Origin of the sequence: Pseudomonas sp. UBA5666 (assembly GCF_002420785.1) — a bacterium.
GTDB classification, from domain to species: domain Bacteria; phylum Pseudomonadota; class Gammaproteobacteria; order Pseudomonadales; family Pseudomonadaceae; genus Aquipseudomonas; species Aquipseudomonas fulva.
Map to the genome: position 1 here is coordinate 1 of NZ_DIIQ01000028.1, position 15,301 is coordinate 15,301.

Consider the following 15,301-nt stretch of genomic DNA (forward strand, 5'->3'; position numbering starts at 1 on the left):
GCCTCCTGAAGTCGCGATCTGGGGCGCCTGGACTATGGCGCGCTTAGAAGCAAAAGCTAAAGCAACGGCAACGGCAACGGCAACGGCAACGGCAACGGCAACGGCAACGGCGAGAAGGCTGGCGACTTTCGTTTGGGAGCGGGCTTGCCGGGGCGCCGGCGAGGCCTCTGCTACGCAGGGTTCGATGGTTCCAGCAGCACCGGTACCGGACGTTTGTCCTCGTCGATGGCAACGAAACTGAAGACGCCGTGAATCGCCCGCTCCCGGCCATCGAGGTACATGTTTTCGACGAAGACATCCACCTGCACCTGCAAGCTGGTATTGCCTACCTTGATCACCGTACCCACCAGCTCGACGATTGAGCCCGCCGGGATCGGGTGCTTGAAGTCGATGCGATCGGTGGAAACGGTCACCAACGGCAAGCGGCAGAAACGCGTGGCCGCGATGAAGGACACTTCGTCCATCCACGCCAGGGCCGTGCCACCGAACAAGGTGTTGTGATGGTTGGTGGTGTTGGGGAACACCGCCTTGGTCACGCGAGTGACCGAAAGCTCGGTGCGGCGCTGAATTTCCTGGTCTCGGGTGGTCATGGCTGTCACCTGTACGAAGTTCAAAACGCAAAAAAGCAGCCCGAAGGCTGCTTCTTTCTCGCTAGGCGACCTGGGCCGCCGGGCAAACTGTACTCAGGACAGTTTTTCCTTGATGCGAGCGGCTTTGCCGGACAGATCGCGCAGGTAGTACAGCTTGGCTTTACGCACGTCACCACGACGTTTCACGGCCAGGCTGTCGATCTGTGGGCTGAAGGTCTGGAAGGTACGCTCTACACCAACGCCGCTGGAGATCTTGCGCACGGTGAAGGCGCTGTTCAGACCACGGTTGCGCTTGGCGATAACGACGCCTTCGAACGCCTGCAGACGGGAACGCTCACCTTCCTTCACTTTAACTTGAACGACAACGGTGTCGCCGGGTGCGAAGGTCGGGATTTCCTTGCTCATCTGCTCGGCTTCGAGCTGCTGGATGATCTTGTTGGTCATGCTGTGCTCCTAAGATGGATCGTGATCCACCATCGATACGTTTAACTATCGTCCCGCTCGTGGAGGTATTCCTCGAGCAGCTTCTTCTCTTCTCCAGAAAGCGAGCGACTTTCCAGAAGATCGGCGCGTCGTTCGAAGGTCCTACCAAGGGACTGCTTCATTCTCCAACGCCGGATGTGTGCATGGTTGCCACTAAGCAACACGTCGGGAACACGCTGATCCGCATACACCTCAGGTCGGGTGTAGTGCGGGCAATCAAGCAGACCATCGGTGAAAGAGTCTTCTTCCGCCGAGTCCACATGCCCTAAAGCTCCGGGCAGCAGCCGTGTAACCGCATCGATCAGTACCATGGCCGGCAGCTCGCCACCGGAAAGCACATAGTCGCCAATCGACCACTCCTCATCGACATGAGCTTCAATGAAACGCTCGTCGATGCCTTCATAACGACCGGCGATCAGGATCAATGATTCCTGTTCGGCCAGGCCTTTGACCGCCTGCTGAGTCAGCTTGCGGCCTTGTGGCGAGAGATAGATCACCTTCGCCGCAGCTCCGGTTGCCTGCCTGGCGTTGACCAGGGCATCTTCCAGAGGCTTGATTTTCATCACCATGCCAGGACCACCGCCAAACGGCCGATCATCTACCGTATGGTGACGATCTGTGGTGTAGTCCCGCGGGTTCCAGCACGTTACCTGAAGCAACCCCTGTTTCACCGCGCGGCTGGTAATGCCGTACTCCGTGATGGCCGAAAACATCTCGGGGAACAACGTGATGACGTCTACGCGAAGGTTACCCATCGATTAGAAGTCCGCGTCCCACTCAACCCGCATCACGCCTGCATCCAGGTCGATATCGAGCACGCATTGCGCCGTATAGGGCAACAAACGCTCGCGATCATCCAGGCTGCCTGCACACGGCTTGACCACCATTACATCGTTCGCACCGGTCTCCAACAGATGATCGACCTTGCCGAACAGGTGTTCGTCCTGGTTGATGACCTTCAGACCTACCAACTGGTACCAGTAGTACTCATCGGCGGCCAGGTTGGGCAAAAGGCTCCGCGCAATGCAGATTTCGTAACCGCTCAGAAGACGGGCTTCGTCACGATCCTCGAGACCTTTCAGTTTCACGACCAGGCCCTTTTGGGAGCCACGACCGCTGACCAGCTCGACCTGCTTTACCTTGCCTTCGTGCCGAAGCGTCCAGCTTGGATAATCCAACAGGTTTTCAATCGGATCGGTAAAGGAATACACCTTCACCTCGCCGCGAACGCCGTGAACCGAAAAAATCTTGCCAACGACGATGAGGTCGTCAGCCTTTTCTGGCGTCGCGTTCATATTGCTCAGGCGGCAGCCTTGGCAGCGTCCTTCAGCAGCTGAGCAACACGCTCAGACGGCTGTGCGCCCTGGCTCAGCCAGTAGGTGACGCGCTCTTGGTTGACCGACAGCTTGACTTCGGCGCCAGCAGCGATCGGGTTGAAGAAACCTACGCGCTCAACGAAACGGCCGTCACGGGCGTTACGCGAGTTGGTCACGGTCAGGTGGTAGAAAGGGCGCTTTTTCGAGCCGCCACGGGCCAGACGAATGGTTACCATGTGAACATCGTTCCTATAGTCGGTGCTGCAGTTGGTACTGCAAATCTGAATGCCAAATAGGCACACGGGTGCCCAAAAGGCCGCATATTCTCAAGGAATACACGGACATTTGCAAATGACTTTTTCGGTCGAAGCTTGCCCGACCGTCCAGACTTGCTGCGTAAGCCGCGAAAATCGCGACCGTTGTCCCGCTTGCGCGGGGTGAGGGGCCGGCACGAAGACGGCCTGCCCCGAAAACTTCACAGCTTGGGCATGCCGCCGCCCGGCAGCATGCCGCCGAGCCCTCGCATCATCTTGGCCATGCCGCCTTTGCTGGAGAACTTCTTCATCATCTTCTGCATCTGCTTGTGCTGCTTGATCAGCCGGCCGATGTCCTGCACCTGGGTACCGGAGCCTAGGGCAATGCGGCGCTTGCGCGAGCCGCTGATCAGGTCGGGATCGCGGCGCTCGGCCGGCGTCATGGAGTTGATGATCGCCTCCATCTGCTTGAACTGCTTCTCGGCAGCGCCCTGGGCATTGCCCATCTGCGACAGGTTGACGCCGCCGATGCTCGGCAGCTTGTCCATCAGCCCGCCCAGGCCGCCCATGTTCTTCATCTGCTGAAGCTGGTCACGGAAGTCTTCAAGGTCGAAGCCCTTGCCCTTCTTCAGTTTCTTGGCCAGCTTGTCGGCCTTGGCCTTGTCGATGGTCTGCTCGGCCTGCTCGATCAGGCTGAGCACGTCGCCCATGCCCAGGATGCGCGAGGCCACCCGGTCGGGGTGGAACGGCTCGAGCGCTTCGCTCTTCTCGCCCATGCCGATGAACTTGATCGGCTTGCCGGTGATGGCGCGCACCGACAGCGCCGCACCACCACGCGCATCACCATCGACCTTGGTCAGCACCACGCCGGTCAACGGCAAGGCTTCCCCGAACGCCTTGGCGGTGTTGGCGGCGTCCTGGCCGGTCATGGCATCGACCACGAACAACGTTTCGATGGGCTTGACCGCGGCGTGCAGGGCCTTGATCTCGTCCATCATGTCGGCGTCGATGTGCAGACGGCCTGCGGTATCGACGATGACCACATCGATGAACTTGAGCTTGGCTTCGCGAATGGCGGCTTCGGCGATGGCGACCGGCTTCTGGCTGATGTCGGACGGGAAGAAGGTGACGCCGATGTCGTTGGCCAGGGTCTCGAGCTGCTTGATAGCCGCGGGACGATAGACGTCGGCAGACACCACCATCACGCTCTTTTTCTTGCGCTCTTTAAGGAAGCGCGCCAGCTTGCCGGCGGTGGTGGTCTTGCCCGCACCTTGCAGGCCGGCCATCAGCACCACGGCAGGCGGGGCGGCATTGAGCGCCAGGTCCTCGTTGGCCGCCCCCATCAGGCTTTCGAGTTCGGCCTGGACGATCTTGACGAATGCCTGGCCTGGGGTGAGGCTGCGCGATACTTCTGTGCCGACGGCACGCTCCTTCACGCTGTTGACGAAATCCTTCACCACCGGCAGGGCAACGTCGGCCTCGAGCAGGGCCATGCGCACTTCGCGCAGCGTGTCCTTGATGTTGTCTTCGGTCAGCTTGGCCTTGCCGGTGACATGGCGCAGCGTCTGTGACAGGCGGTCGGTCAGGTTTTCGAACATGATGATCCTTTCTGGCCCAGTAAAAGCCGAGGTTGTCAGGCGCCCGCGGGGAAATGCACACCCGCCAGGCACAGCAAGGCGGCGATTATAGCGAAGTGAAGCGACCGCGCACACCTTCAGTGGCACTCGCCAGTCGCGACGTGGGTTTGCCCCGTGCCTGCGCCGCCTCCGCCTTGCGCGCCCGTCAGTCTTCCTAGAGCGGCGCGGTTTATGCCAAACTCCGTCTCTTTAAGGCTCGCCCACCAGGACTTATGGTCTCCTCTCCCAGCCTCATCCCCAACCTGATTGCCGCTGCGCTCTACATCGTCGCGGCCATCTACCAGGGCTCATCCCTGGCCAAGGGCCGCAAGATCGACAAACGGCTACCCGGTCTGTTGGGCACCATTGCCGTGATCGCCCAGGGCGGTGCGCTGTTCTTCCAGCTGATCACCCCGCTTGGCCTGAGCCTGGATTTCTTCAGTGCCGCCAGCCTGATCGCCGTGGCCGTCATCGCCCTGACCTTGCTGGCATGCCTGCGCATCCCGGTGGAGAACCTGCTGGTGCTGTTGTTCCCGCTCGGTGCGGTCACTGCGCTGCTGGCCCAATTCGCGCCGCCGGGGACCGTGCCGCTGATCGATGAGGAACCGGGCATTCTTGCCCATATCCTCTTGTCGATTCTGGCCTACGGGCTGTTCACCATCGCCGTGTTCCAGTCGTTGCTGTTGCTGGTCCAGGACCATCAACTCAAGCACAAGCACCCCTCAGGCCTGATTCGAAACTTCCCGCCACTGCAAACCATGGAAAGCCTGCTGTTCGGCTTTCTCTGGGCAGGCTGGTGCCTGCTGTCCCTGTCGCTGGTGTCCGGCTGGTTGTTCCTTGACAACCTGTTCGCCCAGCACCTGGTGCACAAGACGTTGCTGGCCTGCGTGGCCTGGGTCGTGTTCAGCGTATTGTTGTGGGGGCGTACCCGCCTGGGCTGGCGGGGCCACAAGGCCATCCGCTGGACCCTGGCAGGCTTCTGCCTGCTGATGCTGGCCTATTTCGGCAGCAAGCTGGTTCGCGAATTCATCCTGCACATCTGACGGCCTTACATGAACATCCTGCCGTACGCACCTCTTCTCGGCACCTCGGCAATCGCCCTGCTGTGGTCTGCACTGCTCACCGCCATCGAGGCCGCACGCCTGCACACGATGGTGTCGGGCGGCGAGAATGACAACCCATCCAAGCTCTCGGGCCCTGCCCTGGTCCTGGGCGCCAGCCTGGGCAAATGGCTGGTGCTGGCGCTGGCCTGCCTGATCGGGCTGCGCCAAGGCGGTGACAATGGCCTGTGGCAGGCAGGCCTTGCTGCCGCTGCCGTTCTGTTGGTGTTCGCCGAGTACCTGCCGCGTCGCCTGGCCAGACGCAACCCGCACGTCTTCGTCAGCCTGGGCGCCTTGCTCAAGCCGCTACTGGTACTGCTGCAACCGCTGGCCGGTGTACTCGACGGCTGCGCCAAGCTGCTGCTGCGCCCGCTGCGCAAGCAGCCCGCCGCAGTCGCCCTGCACCCCGAGCAAGCCGACGCCTTCGAGGACGACGAGCACCCGGAAACACCACGGCGAGGCTTGCTCGACGGCATCCAGTCGCTGGACAAGATCACCGTCAACGACATTCTGGTGCCGCGCAACGAGGTCGATGGCATCAACCTCGACGAGCCGATCGCGCGCATCATCGAGCAACTGATCGTCAGCCGTCACACCCGTTTGCCGGTGTATCACAACGACATCAACCAGGTTGAAGCCATCCTCAACACCAAGCTGATCAGCCACTTGTTGCCGCAGGCCGAGCTGACCCTCGAAGCACTGCGCCAGGCGTGCTACGAGCCCTATTTTGTGCCCGAAAGCACACCCTTGAACCTGCAGTTGCTCAATTTCCACAAGCAGCAGCGGCGCCTGGGCGTGGTGGTGGATGAGTACGGTGAAGTACTGGGTATCGTCACCCTGGAAGACATTCTCGAGGAAATCGTCGGCGAGTTCGAAGATGACCAGAGCCTGGGCAATCCCCATGTCCACAAGCAGCCTGACGGTACCTATGTCATCGACGGCACGGCCTCGCTGCGGGAGATCAACCGCAGCTTGGGTTGGCACCTGCCGTGCGATGGCGGACCAAAGACCCTCAACGGCCTTGTGACCGAAGCCTTGGAAAGCATCCCGGAGAGTGCGGTGTGCCTGAAAATCGGCCGCTATCGCCTGGAAATCCTTGAAACCGAAGACAATTGCGCCAGCAAGGTACTGGTATGGACGGCAACCCGATAGCTATACTCGGGCAACGCTTACCCAGCCCTGCCGTCCCGCCTGCTACCCGCACTCGGCGCTCCACGGTCAGTCCGCTTCGCTGAAACGCCCTGCGGCCCTGCTTCACCATCCTGAGCAGTGTCCGCCCGCCCCTATCCCCTTGGGCTATCGTCAGCCAGGCGAACACAACAACAATCGCGCCAGCGCCATGCGAACCGCTGTTCAGCCGGCTGCAATCGGTGTGTCCGTTGCAGGCTGGCAGAGCACCATGGCGTTGCCCCAGACTGCCAGGGACCTTTGAATGACAACCAGCACCTACGCCGGCGCACCTGCCGCGCCGGTCAACTCGCCCGCGCGGGTTGCCACTGCCAGCTTCATCGGCACCGCCATCGAGTTCTACGATTTTTATGTCTACGCCACGGCAGCCGCATTGGTCATCGGGCCGGTGTTCTTCCCGTCCGGGTCCGGCACTGCCCAGATGCTGGCGGCCTTCCTGACCTTTGGCATCGCCTTTCTGGCCAGGCCACTGGGCTCAGCACTGTTCGGTCACTTCGGCGACCGTATCGGACGCAAGTCTACCCTGGTTGCCTCACTGCTGTTGATGGGCGTTTCCACCACCGCCATCGGCGTTTTGCCGGGGTATGACAGCATTGGTGTGTGGGCACCGATCATCCTTTGCCTGTTGCGCTTTGGCCAGGGGCTGGGGCTGGGCGGCGAATGGGGCGGTGCGGCACTGCTGGCCACCGAAAATGCACCGCACGGTAAACGGGCGTGGTTCGGGATGTTCCCACAACTAGGCCCTTCGATCGGGTTTCTGGCAGCCAATGGCCTGTTCCTCACGTTGGCACTGACGCTTAGCGACGAACAGTTCCGCGAGTGGGGCTGGCGCATACCGTTTCTGCTCAGCGCCGCCCTGGTCCTAGTGGGGCTATATGTGCGCCTGAAGCTCGAGGAAAGCCCGGTGTTCGCCAAGGCGGTGGCCCGCCAGGAGCGCGTGAAGCTGCCGGTAGTGGACCTGTTCGCCAAGCACTGGCGCCCAACCTTGCTCGGTGCCGCCGCCATGGTGGTGTGCTACGCACTGTTCTACATCTCCACCGTCTTTTCCTTGAGCTACGGCGTAAGCACGCTGGGCTACAGCCGTGAAACGTTCCTGGGGCTGTTGTGCTTTGCGGTGGTGTTCATGGCCTTGGCGACGCCGCTGTCGGCCTGGCTCAGCGATCGCTACGGACGCAAGCCTGTGCTGATCGTCGGCGGCCTGCTGGCCGTGGCTTCGGGCTTTACCATGGAACCGCTGCTGACCTCGGGTTCGACCACGGGCGTGGCGCTGTTCCTGGCCATCGAGTTGTTCCTGATGGGCGTGACCTTCGCGCCGATGGGCGCCTTGCTGCCAGAGCTGTTCCCGACCCATGTGCGTTATACCGGCGCTTCGGCAGCCTATAACCTGGGCGGTATCGTGGGCGCGTCGGCAGCGCCGTTCTTCGCTCAGAAGCTGGTGAGCATGGGCGGCCTGAGTTGGGTGGGCGGGTATGTTTCAGCGGCGGCCGTGATCAGCTTGATTGCCGTGCTGTGCCTGAAGGAGACGCGCAATACCGAGCTCTAGGACGCTCAGGGTGGCCTCATAGCAGGAGCGTTGGGGCCGCCTGAGCGGCCCCAACGGCCTATCAGAACTCTACTTGCACGGCCTGGGCCGCACGGGTCGCCTTGGCGCGCGCTGCTTCGATGGATTCGTCACGGGCCAGGCAAACACCCATGCGACGAGTGCCGCTGATCTCAGGCTTGCCAAACAGGCGGATCGCGGTATCCGGTTCGCTCAGCGCAGCGCCAAGATTGGCGAAGGCGGTCTGCTGTGAGTGCCCCTGCGGCAGGATGACAGCCGAAGCACTAGGACCGAATTGGCGCACCACCGGAATCGGCAACCCGAGAATGGCGCGGGCATGCAGGGCAAACTGCGACAGGTCCTGGGAGATCAGGGTGACGAGGCCGGTGTCGTGCGGGCGTGGCGACACCTCGCTGAACCAGACCTGATCGCCCTTGACGAACAGCTCGACACCGAACAGCCCTCGCCCGCCCAGGGCATCGGTGACCGCCTTGGCAACCCGCTGCGACTCGGCCAGCGCCTTGGGGGTCATGGCCTGCGGCTGCCAGGACTCCTGGTAGTCGCCTTTTTCCTGACGGTGCCCAACCGGTTCGAGGAAGGTGGTGCCCCCGACATGACGCACGGTCAGCAGGGTGATCTCGTAATCGAAATCGATGAAACCTTCGACGATCACCCGCCCCTTGCCGGCGCGCCCACCTTCCTGTGCGTAGGCCCAGGCGCTCTGCAGGTCGGCATCGCTGCGCAGAAGGCTCTGCCCCTTGCCGGACGAGCTCATCACAGGCTTGACCACGCAGGGGTAGCCGACATCGGCGACAGCCACCGCATAGTCTTCGTAGGTGTCGGCAAAGTGGTAGGGCGAGGTGGGCAGGTCCAGTTCTTCGGCAGCCAGACGACGAATGCCTTCACGGTTCATGGTCAGTTGCGTGGCGCGTGCAGTGGGCACCACGTTGAAGCCTTCGTTTTCCAGCTCCACCAGCGTGGCGGTGGCGATGGCTTCGATTTCCGGCACGATGTAATGCGGCTTCTCGGCCTCGATGACAGCGCGCAGCGCCACCCCATCGAGCATGTTGACCACGTGGCTGCGGTGGGCCACCTGCATGGCCGGCGCGTCGGCGTAACGGTCGACGGCGATCACTTCCACACCCAGGCGCTGGAGCTCGATCACCACTTCCTTACCCAACTCGCCACAGCCACAGAGCAGTACACGGGTCGCGGTCGGCGACAGGGGGGTTCCGATACGGGTCATTTCAGGTCCTCGAAGGCATCCGGGGCCGCGCCTGACTCGGCACCACCCGCTGAAAAAGGACCGCTATTCTACACCATCAGCCCGCCACGGCAGCCCGTCGGGCGCGAAATGCCATGGCCAGCCAGACGGCCGTGACGCCGGCGAACTTCGACGCCATGGCGGTACCGATGACCATGGGTGTGAGCGCACCGATCATGCCGAAGAAGATGAACGTATCGACCGGGATGCTCAAGGCCGAGCTCAACCACAGCCGGTCGCGCAGCGGGCGTCGGGTGATGCTGAAGACCAGCCAGTCGATCAGCTCGGAGACGAAGAACGCCGTGGCGCTGGCCAGGGCGATAGCGGGTTCGGAGGTGACGTAGGACAGCACCAGGGCCGCCAGCATGGCCACCAGTGCCCCATGCCCGAAACGGGTCTGCACCATGTCGCGCAGGATGAAGACCAGGCCACCCCAGGCGGACCAGATGACGTCCAGGTGCGGGGCGCTGGAGAAGGCGTAGTTGATCAGCACGACACTGCTGATATAGGCAATCAGAAAGAGCATGGCGGGTAGTCTTTGGGCAAGCGGCACAGATTACCGTCGCCCGCCCTGGGAGGCAACCGCAGGACCGCTAGAGCACCAGCCCGGCTTCGGTAGCGCGCTCGTGGCAGCGCCTGAGCACCCCACGCCGCTCGTCGTTGCTCATCCGGCCCCACTGGCCGATCTCTGCAACGCTGCGCTGGCAGCCGGTACAGATATCCTGCTCATCCAGGGCACAGATATTGACGCAGGGGGACGCCACGGGGCGCTCGCTCACCTCACTCATCGTCGGGCACCAGTTCCTTTGCGTAGCGCTGGGCGTTATGGACATAGTGCGCTGCGCTGGCCTCGAGCATGCGTTTCTGTTGCTCGGTCAGCTCGCGCACCACCTTGCCGGGCGAGCCCATGACCAGAGAGCCATCGGGAATTTCCTTGCCCTCGGCTATCAGGACATTGGCGCCGATGATGCAGTGCTTGCCAATACGCGCACCATTGAGCACGACGGCGTTGATGCCAATCAGGCTGTAGTCGCCCACCGTGCAGCCATGAAGCATGGCGTTATGCCCAACGGTCACACCTTTGCCCAGGGTCAGGGGCGAGCCCATGTCGGTATGCATCACGGTGCCGTCCTGCACGTTGCTACCTTCACCGATGTCGATCAGCTCGTTGTCGCCACGCAGCACAGCGCCGAACCAGACGCTGGCATGGGCCTGGAGACGGACATTGCCGATGAGCGTGGCGTTGGGCGCAGCCCAGCTGGTGGGATGAGTCTCGACCCGCAGGTCGCCCAGGCGATATTTCATGGTTGCTCCTCAGGCTGGGGTGCAGATGGCAGGGTGGGCCCTGCTCGTTTGTCGGTAGGACGTACAGGGGGATGGTGCAGGGAGATTCCGGCGTCGAACAACAGGTTGACCAGTTCGACGATCATGATTGCCGACAGCCCCCAGATCTTGTATTCGCCGTAGCGGTAACTGGGCACATACCAGCTGCGGCCCTGGTAATCGATGCGGTGGGTATGGTCACGTGGGTCCTGGCGAAAGAACTCCAGCGGAACAGTGAACACCGCCGCGATCTCGGCATCGTTGGGGCGGTATTCGACGAAGTCGGGAATGACGCCGACGTACGGCGTTACCTTGAGGCCATGCAGAGATATCAGGGGGCTGAGCGGGCCAAGCACCTCTACCAACCCCGGCGGCAGGCCAATTTCTTCTTCAGCCTCGCGCAGGGCGGTGAAGACCAAGTCCGGGTCTTCGGGATCGCGCCGGCCACCCGGGAATGCGACTTCGCCACCGTGGGTCGAAAGCCCCTTGGCACGCAGGGTCAGCACGAGCTCAGGTACTTCGCTGCGGGTAATGGGCAAGAGTACCGCCGCTTCCGGGAACCGCCGATCCGATTCCAGGGTTGCAGGTTGGTGGTTGCTCATTCGGCGAAGTAGCTCGTCCAGCATCGCGCTCACTCGTATCCAAGGCCTGCCCTGCATGATGCACGAAAGCCGTCAGCCACCCAACCCCTGCTGCTTGCGGCGACCGACCCGCCGCGCCAAGATAGGCCACGACAAAAGGAAGCCTCCATGAATTTCTGCAGTGCGTGCGGTCAGCCGGTCATCGAGCAGATCCCCCAGGGCGACACACGGTTGCGGTACGTCTGCCCCGCGTGCCACACCATCCACTACCAGAACCCCAACGTGGTGGCCGGTGTACTGCCTACCCATGGCAGCCGAGTGCTGCTGTGCCGCCGCGCCATCGAGCCGCGCCGTGGTTTCTGGACATTGCCAGCCGGCTTCATGGAAAACGGTGAGACGCTCGACCAGGCCGCCCGTCGCGAGACCGTCGAAGAAGCCTGCGCGCGTGTAGGCTCGATGACGCTGTACCAGCTGTTCGATTTGCCGCACATCAACCAGGTGCATGTCTTCTTTCGCGCCGAGCTGGCGGACCTTGAGTTTGCCGTCGGGGTCGAGAGCCTGGAAGTAAGGCTGTTCGAGGAGCATGAGATCCCCTGGGATGCCCTAGCTTTCCGGACCGTGGCGCGGACATTAGAATGCTACTATCGCGACCGAATCGAGCAGCAGTTCCCCATAGGCCATGAATACCTGCCGCCGATGAACGTGTCGCCCACACCCCGTTAGGGTTTACGAAATGCCGCACGGTGATGATTACCGCCGCGGGCCTTTCGCGAAGCCCGGCACAGAGCCTTCAGGATATTGCTACATGCGCTGGTTGCTTGCCCTCCTCTGCCTTGGCGTTGCCTCGATGTCCCAGGCGGCCTACACCGAAACCATCATCCGCAAACCGGTCTCGGCGGTGCAGACGGGTTCGCCTGCGCAACCGGCCGTGCAGCCTCAGGTCGACAAGGTACTGGTCATCAAGTCCGAGCGTCGCCTGCAACTGATCAGCCGCGGCGAGCCAATCAAGACGTACCGCATTTCCCTGGGCAAGCAACCGAAGGGCCCCAAGCAGCGCGAAGGCGACAAGAAAACCCCGGAAGGCTTCTACTGGCTGGACTGGCGCAAGCAGAGCGAGCGCTTCAACCTGGCCATGCACATCGACTACCCCAACGTCAGCGATGCGGCCCGGGCCAGTCAGGCAGGCGTGAAGGCCGGCAGCATGATCATGATCCACGGCACGCCGATCAATGACGAATACCCCGAGTGGTATTTCCATACGCTGGACTGGACAGACGGCTGTATCGCCATGCGTAACCGCGACATGCAAGAAGTCTGGAGCCTGGTGCGCGATGGCACGATGATCGAGATTCGGCCCTGATTTAGCGCAATTCATCTGTTTTTGCAGGAAAGACCCCACCTATTTGCTGGAACCTGCCTGACAGTGTCTTAGGCACGGGACGGCATCCAAGTGAATGCAGCGGCTTAAAACATCCACGCAATCGGGTACGAAGCCCGTACCGCATCGCATGCCGTGCATGGGCGTTGCCCAGATCAACGCGCTGCTCTAGGTCACCACCGAAGGCTGCCCAGGGCTGAAACGCGGTGGATCCTGGGCTGATCCGCACCAGTAGGCATAACCGCTCTGAGCAGTGGGCATCGAGCCTGGGCGCCAGGCGCCACTTAGCAACCTTGGGAGGGCGCCCTTCTCCGAGGCTCCTGCCAGATACACCACAGGGTTGCAACGTCCGTTCATGGTTCTGCAAACGAAATATCACAATTGCCCACTAGAGTGCGGTCTGGATCAATTCTGCAACCCAAGGACATGTGATGAGTCGTGATACCGGCGACAACCTGGACCGCAACCCCGGCACCAACACGGCCATGGCCACTGTCATGGACATTTACCTGAGCCGACGCAGTGTGATGCGCGGCGGTCTGGCCGCCGCCGTCACCTTGATCGCCGGCACCGGCTTGGGAGGTTGTGTCAATGGGGCTGAGATTCGCAGGCCTGCCGGCCCTGGTGTGTCGGCCAGCGGTAACGCTGCCAGGTCAGGGCTGACGCTGGGCTTCGACTCGATCCCCGGGTCACGCACCGATGCGTGCACCATTGCCAAGGGCTATCGTGCACGCGTCCTGGCCCCCTGGGGAACACCACTCAACCGGAAAGCCGCGCCCTGGAAGCCTGACGGCAGCAATACCGCTGTCGACCAGGCCAACGCCATGGGCATGCACCATGACGGCATGCATTTCTTCCCCATCGATGGCAGCTCGGATGATGGCCTGTTAGCCATTAACTTCGAGTACATCGACCCTGCAGCTTTGCACCCGGCCGGCCCCACCAGGGCAGCTAACGGCAAGCGGCCGGCAGAAGAAGTTCGCAAGGAAATCAACGCACATGGCGCTGGCGTGGTACGCCTGCGCAACGTGCATGGCCACTGGCAGGTGGTGGAGAACGATCCACTGAACCGGCGTTTCACCACCGCCTCGCCCATGCACATCAGCGGCCCGCTGCGCGGCACCGCTCATGTCAAGACCCCATACTCCACTGCCGGCACCCACTGCCGTGGCACCAACAACAACTGTGGCAATGGCTACACGCCTTGGGGCACCTACCTCACCTGCGAAGAGAACTGGCCAGGCATTTTCGTCAACCACGGTACGTGCCCGGAGGATCAGCGCCGCTTGGGCGTGGCCACCTCCAGCAGCCAGTACCAGTGGGAAAGCGCCGCGGGTGATAGCGGTGAAGACGCTGGCGAGTTTGCCAGATTCGATGTAACGGCCAAAGGCACCAGTGCACTGGAGGATTACCGCAACGAAGCCAGCACTTACGGCTACATCGTCGAAATCGACCCGTATGACCGCACCACCCTGGCCACCAAGCGCACGGCGCTGGGTCGCTTTCGTCACGAAGGCTGTGCACCGGGCGTGCCAGTCGCTGGCAAGCCTCTGGTCTGGTACATGGGTGACGATTCGAACAACGAGTACCTTTACAAGTGGGTGTCGCAGGCACCGTGGGACCCCGCCGACGCTCAGGCTGCCAACCGCCTGACCACAGGGGCCAAGTACCTCGACCACGGCACGCTGTACGTGGCTCGCTTCGAGGCCGATGGCACGGGGGTATGGTTACCGCTGGACGTGCTTACCCCTACCACCGAGGGTGGCACGCTGGGTGCACGCTTTGGTGACCTGCCGGGCATCTTGCTCAATACCCGTGGCGCTGCCGACGCCGTGGGCGCTACGCCGATGGATCGGCCGGAGTGGACCACTGTCAATCCGCTCAACGGCGATGTGTATCTCACACTGACCAATAACAGTACGCGCACGCCGGACAAGGTCGATGCGGTCAATCCACGCGGGCCCAACCGTCATGGCCATATCATTCGCTGGCATGACAGCGACGATCACCTGCGCTTGACCTGGGACATCTTCGTGTTTGGCGCCAATGCGGGCGGTGGGGCCGAGATCAACCGTTCTGGACTGACGGAACTCAACCAGTTCGCCAGCCCTGACGGGATGCGATTCGATAGTCGCGGGGTGCTGTGGTTCGAGACGGACAACAGTGAGTCGACGGTCAGTGACTACACCAACGACCAGCTGTTGGCGGTGATTCCAGGTCTGCTGGTGGATGCGGCTGGGCGGCAGGTGCCGGTCAATGGGCAGAACCAAGGGGGGTTGCGGCGGTTTTTCGTGGGGCCCAACGGGTGTGAGGTGACAGGGATTGCGTTTACGCCGGATAACAGGACGTTGTTTGTCAATATTCAGCATCCGGGGAATTGGCCAGTTTCGGAGGATGCTACCGAGGGGGCTGTTGGGGGGAAGCGGGTTAGGCCGCGGTCTTCCACGGTGGTGATTCAGCGGGAGGATGGGGGGGAGATTGGGACGGTTTGATTGGGTTCTGGGGGACTACGTAGGTTATTCAATCTTAAGTTTCAAGTTCCAGATTCTATAGTCCATGTTTTATGTTTTATGTTTTATGTTTCATGTTTTATGTGAGATAGGAATTTTGGCGGGGGCGCTTGTATCGATTAGATATTCAGTGGCGGGGGTGGCGCACAGTCACCTTT

The 15,301-nt window shown here is 61.8% G+C and carries 17 protein-coding genes; 6 read left to right on the forward strand and 11 right to left on the reverse strand.

The window, feature by feature from the left end; all coding sequences use genetic code 11:
- Nucleotides 1-170: 170 nt before the first annotated feature.
- The 6 genes from B2Y33_RS13805 to ffh all read right to left on the reverse strand — a co-directional run bounded on the left by B2Y33_RS13805 (nt 171) and on the right by ffh (nt 4,241).
- Nucleotides 171-590 carry an acyl-CoA thioesterase gene (locus tag B2Y33_RS13805; RefSeq protein ID WP_128610239.1) on the reverse strand — a complete coding sequence of 140 codons (420 nt, stop codon included), beginning with the start codon at nt 588-590 and terminating at the stop codon, nt 171-173.
- A 93-nt stretch (nt 591-683) separates the two neighbouring features.
- The gene (gene rplS, locus B2Y33_RS13810; protein WP_023533640.1) at nt 684-1,034 is read right to left on the reverse strand and encodes a 50S ribosomal protein L19; all 351 of its coding nucleotides are present in this window, start codon (nt 1,032-1,034) and stop codon (nt 684-686) included.
- 41 nt (nt 1,035-1,075) lie between these two features.
- Entirely contained in the window at nt 1,076-1,828 is a 753-nt protein-coding gene (gene trmD / locus B2Y33_RS13815; protein ID WP_023533658.1) for a tRNA (guanosine(37)-N1)-methyltransferase TrmD, read from the reverse strand.
- 3 nt (nt 1,829-1,831) lie between these two features.
- Nucleotides 1,832-2,368: a ribosome maturation factor RimM gene (gene rimM, locus B2Y33_RS13820; RefSeq protein WP_027913820.1), complete on the reverse strand. Its 537-nt coding sequence runs from the start codon at nt 2,366-2,368 to the stop codon at nt 1,832-1,834.
- A gap of 5 nt (nt 2,369-2,373) precedes the next feature.
- On the reverse strand, nt 2,374-2,625 hold the full coding sequence (rpsP, locus tag B2Y33_RS13825) for a 30S ribosomal protein S16 (RefSeq protein WP_023533649.1): 252 nt from the start codon (nt 2,623-2,625) through the stop codon (nt 2,374-2,376).
- Nucleotides 2,626-2,864: 239 nt separating this feature from the next.
- Nucleotides 2,865-4,241 (reverse strand): signal recognition particle protein, encoded by a 1,377-nt coding sequence (gene ffh / locus B2Y33_RS13830; RefSeq protein ID WP_023533651.1) that lies wholly within the window; start codon nt 4,239-4,241, stop codon nt 2,865-2,867.
- 251 nt (nt 4,242-4,492) lie between these two features.
- Between ffh and B2Y33_RS13835 the strand changes: the two genes are divergently transcribed.
- From B2Y33_RS13835 to B2Y33_RS13845, 3 genes are all read left to right on the forward strand, one after another.
- On the forward strand, nt 4,493-5,302 hold the full coding sequence (locus B2Y33_RS13835) for a cytochrome C assembly family protein (RefSeq protein WP_027913819.1): 810 nt from the start codon (nt 4,493-4,495) through the stop codon (nt 5,300-5,302).
- A gap of 9 nt (nt 5,303-5,311) precedes the next feature.
- Nucleotides 5,312-6,511, forward strand: coding sequence for a transporter associated domain-containing protein (locus B2Y33_RS13840; RefSeq protein ID WP_206405460.1), 1,200 nt, complete (start codon nt 5,312-5,314; stop codon nt 6,509-6,511).
- 280 nt (nt 6,512-6,791) lie between these two features.
- Complete coding sequence (locus B2Y33_RS13845; protein WP_027913817.1) at nt 6,792-8,090, forward strand: MFS transporter; 1,299 nt, start codon at nt 6,792-6,794, stop codon at nt 8,088-8,090.
- 61 nt (nt 8,091-8,151) lie between these two features.
- Here B2Y33_RS13845 and purT read toward each other — a convergent pair whose 3' ends face one another.
- The 5 genes from purT to B2Y33_RS13870 all read right to left on the reverse strand — a co-directional run bounded on the left by purT (nt 8,152) and on the right by B2Y33_RS13870 (nt 11,309).
- Nucleotides 8,152-9,333: a formate-dependent phosphoribosylglycinamide formyltransferase gene (purT, locus tag B2Y33_RS13850; RefSeq protein WP_027913816.1), complete on the reverse strand. Its 1,182-nt coding sequence runs from the start codon at nt 9,331-9,333 to the stop codon at nt 8,152-8,154.
- 76 nt (nt 9,334-9,409) lie between these two features.
- Nucleotides 9,410-9,877, reverse strand: coding sequence for a VUT family protein (locus B2Y33_RS13855; protein ID WP_027913815.1), 468 nt, complete (start codon nt 9,875-9,877; stop codon nt 9,410-9,412).
- 67 nt (nt 9,878-9,944) lie between these two features.
- Nucleotides 9,945-10,130, reverse strand: coding sequence for a DUF1289 domain-containing protein (locus tag B2Y33_RS13860; protein ID WP_371920335.1), 186 nt, complete (start codon nt 10,128-10,130; stop codon nt 9,945-9,947).
- 1 nt (nt 10,131) lies between these two features.
- Nucleotides 10,132-10,656: a gamma carbonic anhydrase family protein gene (locus B2Y33_RS13865; protein WP_206405461.1), complete on the reverse strand. Its 525-nt coding sequence runs from the start codon at nt 10,654-10,656 to the stop codon at nt 10,132-10,134.
- Nucleotides 10,653-11,309, reverse strand: coding sequence for a CoA pyrophosphatase (locus B2Y33_RS13870; protein ID WP_225806658.1), 657 nt, complete (start codon nt 11,307-11,309; stop codon nt 10,653-10,655). Before B2Y33_RS13870 ends, B2Y33_RS13865 begins: the two co-directional genes overlap by 4 nt.
- A gap of 114 nt (nt 11,310-11,423) precedes the next feature.
- Between B2Y33_RS13870 and B2Y33_RS13875 the strand changes: the two genes are divergently transcribed.
- The 3 genes from B2Y33_RS13875 to B2Y33_RS13885 all read left to right on the forward strand — a co-directional run bounded on the left by B2Y33_RS13875 (nt 11,424) and on the right by B2Y33_RS13885 (nt 15,125).
- Nucleotides 11,424-11,978, forward strand: coding sequence for an NUDIX hydrolase (locus tag B2Y33_RS13875; RefSeq protein ID WP_027913813.1), 555 nt, complete (start codon nt 11,424-11,426; stop codon nt 11,976-11,978).
- 82 nt (nt 11,979-12,060) lie between these two features.
- Nucleotides 12,061-12,615 (forward strand): L,D-transpeptidase family protein, encoded by a 555-nt coding sequence (locus B2Y33_RS13880; RefSeq protein WP_023533642.1) that lies wholly within the window; start codon nt 12,061-12,063, stop codon nt 12,613-12,615.
- Between the two features lie 449 nt (nt 12,616-13,064).
- Entirely contained in the window at nt 13,065-15,125 is a 2,061-nt protein-coding gene (locus tag B2Y33_RS13885) for a PhoX family protein (protein ID WP_206405462.1), read from the forward strand.
- Nucleotides 15,126-15,301: the final 176 nt, after the last annotated feature.

What these genes read in the sequence shown, in the direction of transcription:
- B2Y33_RS13805 (WP_128610239.1), bottom strand. Translation starts at nt 590, where the DNA reads ATGACCACCCGAGACCAGGAAATTCAGCGCCGCACCGAGCTTTCGGTC.
- rplS (WP_023533640.1), bottom strand. Translation starts at nt 1,034, where the DNA reads ATGACCAACAAGATCATCCAGCAGCTCGAAGCCGAGCAGATGAGCAAG.
- trmD (WP_023533658.1), bottom strand. Translation starts at nt 1,828, where the DNA reads ATGGGTAACCTTCGCGTAGACGTCATCACGTTGTTCCCCGAGATGTTT.
- rimM (WP_027913820.1), bottom strand. Translation starts at nt 2,368, where the DNA reads ATGAACGCGACGCCAGAAAAGGCTGACGACCTCATCGTCGTTGGCAAG.
- rpsP (WP_023533649.1), bottom strand. Translation starts at nt 2,625, where the DNA reads ATGGTAACCATTCGTCTGGCCCGTGGCGGCTCGAAAAAGCGCCCTTTC.
- ffh (WP_023533651.1), bottom strand. Translation starts at nt 4,241, where the DNA reads ATGTTCGAAAACCTGACCGACCGCCTGTCACAGACGCTGCGCCATGTC.
- B2Y33_RS13835 (WP_027913819.1), top strand. Translation starts at nt 4,493, where the DNA reads ATGGTCTCCTCTCCCAGCCTCATCCCCAACCTGATTGCCGCTGCGCTC.
- B2Y33_RS13840 (WP_206405460.1), top strand. Translation starts at nt 5,312, where the DNA reads ATGAACATCCTGCCGTACGCACCTCTTCTCGGCACCTCGGCAATCGCC.
- B2Y33_RS13845 (WP_027913817.1), top strand. Translation starts at nt 6,792, where the DNA reads ATGACAACCAGCACCTACGCCGGCGCACCTGCCGCGCCGGTCAACTCG.
- purT (WP_027913816.1), bottom strand. Translation starts at nt 9,333, where the DNA reads ATGACCCGTATCGGAACCCCCCTGTCGCCGACCGCGACCCGTGTACTG.
- B2Y33_RS13855 (WP_027913815.1), bottom strand. Translation starts at nt 9,877, where the DNA reads ATGCTCTTTCTGATTGCCTATATCAGCAGTGTCGTGCTGATCAACTAC.
- B2Y33_RS13865 (WP_206405461.1), bottom strand. Translation starts at nt 10,656, where the DNA reads ATGAAATATCGCCTGGGCGACCTGCGGGTCGAGACTCATCCCACCAGC.
- B2Y33_RS13875 (WP_027913813.1), top strand. Translation starts at nt 11,424, where the DNA reads ATGAATTTCTGCAGTGCGTGCGGTCAGCCGGTCATCGAGCAGATCCCC.
- B2Y33_RS13880 (WP_023533642.1), top strand. Translation starts at nt 12,061, where the DNA reads ATGCGCTGGTTGCTTGCCCTCCTCTGCCTTGGCGTTGCCTCGATGTCC.
- B2Y33_RS13885 (WP_206405462.1), top strand. Translation starts at nt 13,065, where the DNA reads ATGAGTCGTGATACCGGCGACAACCTGGACCGCAACCCCGGCACCAAC.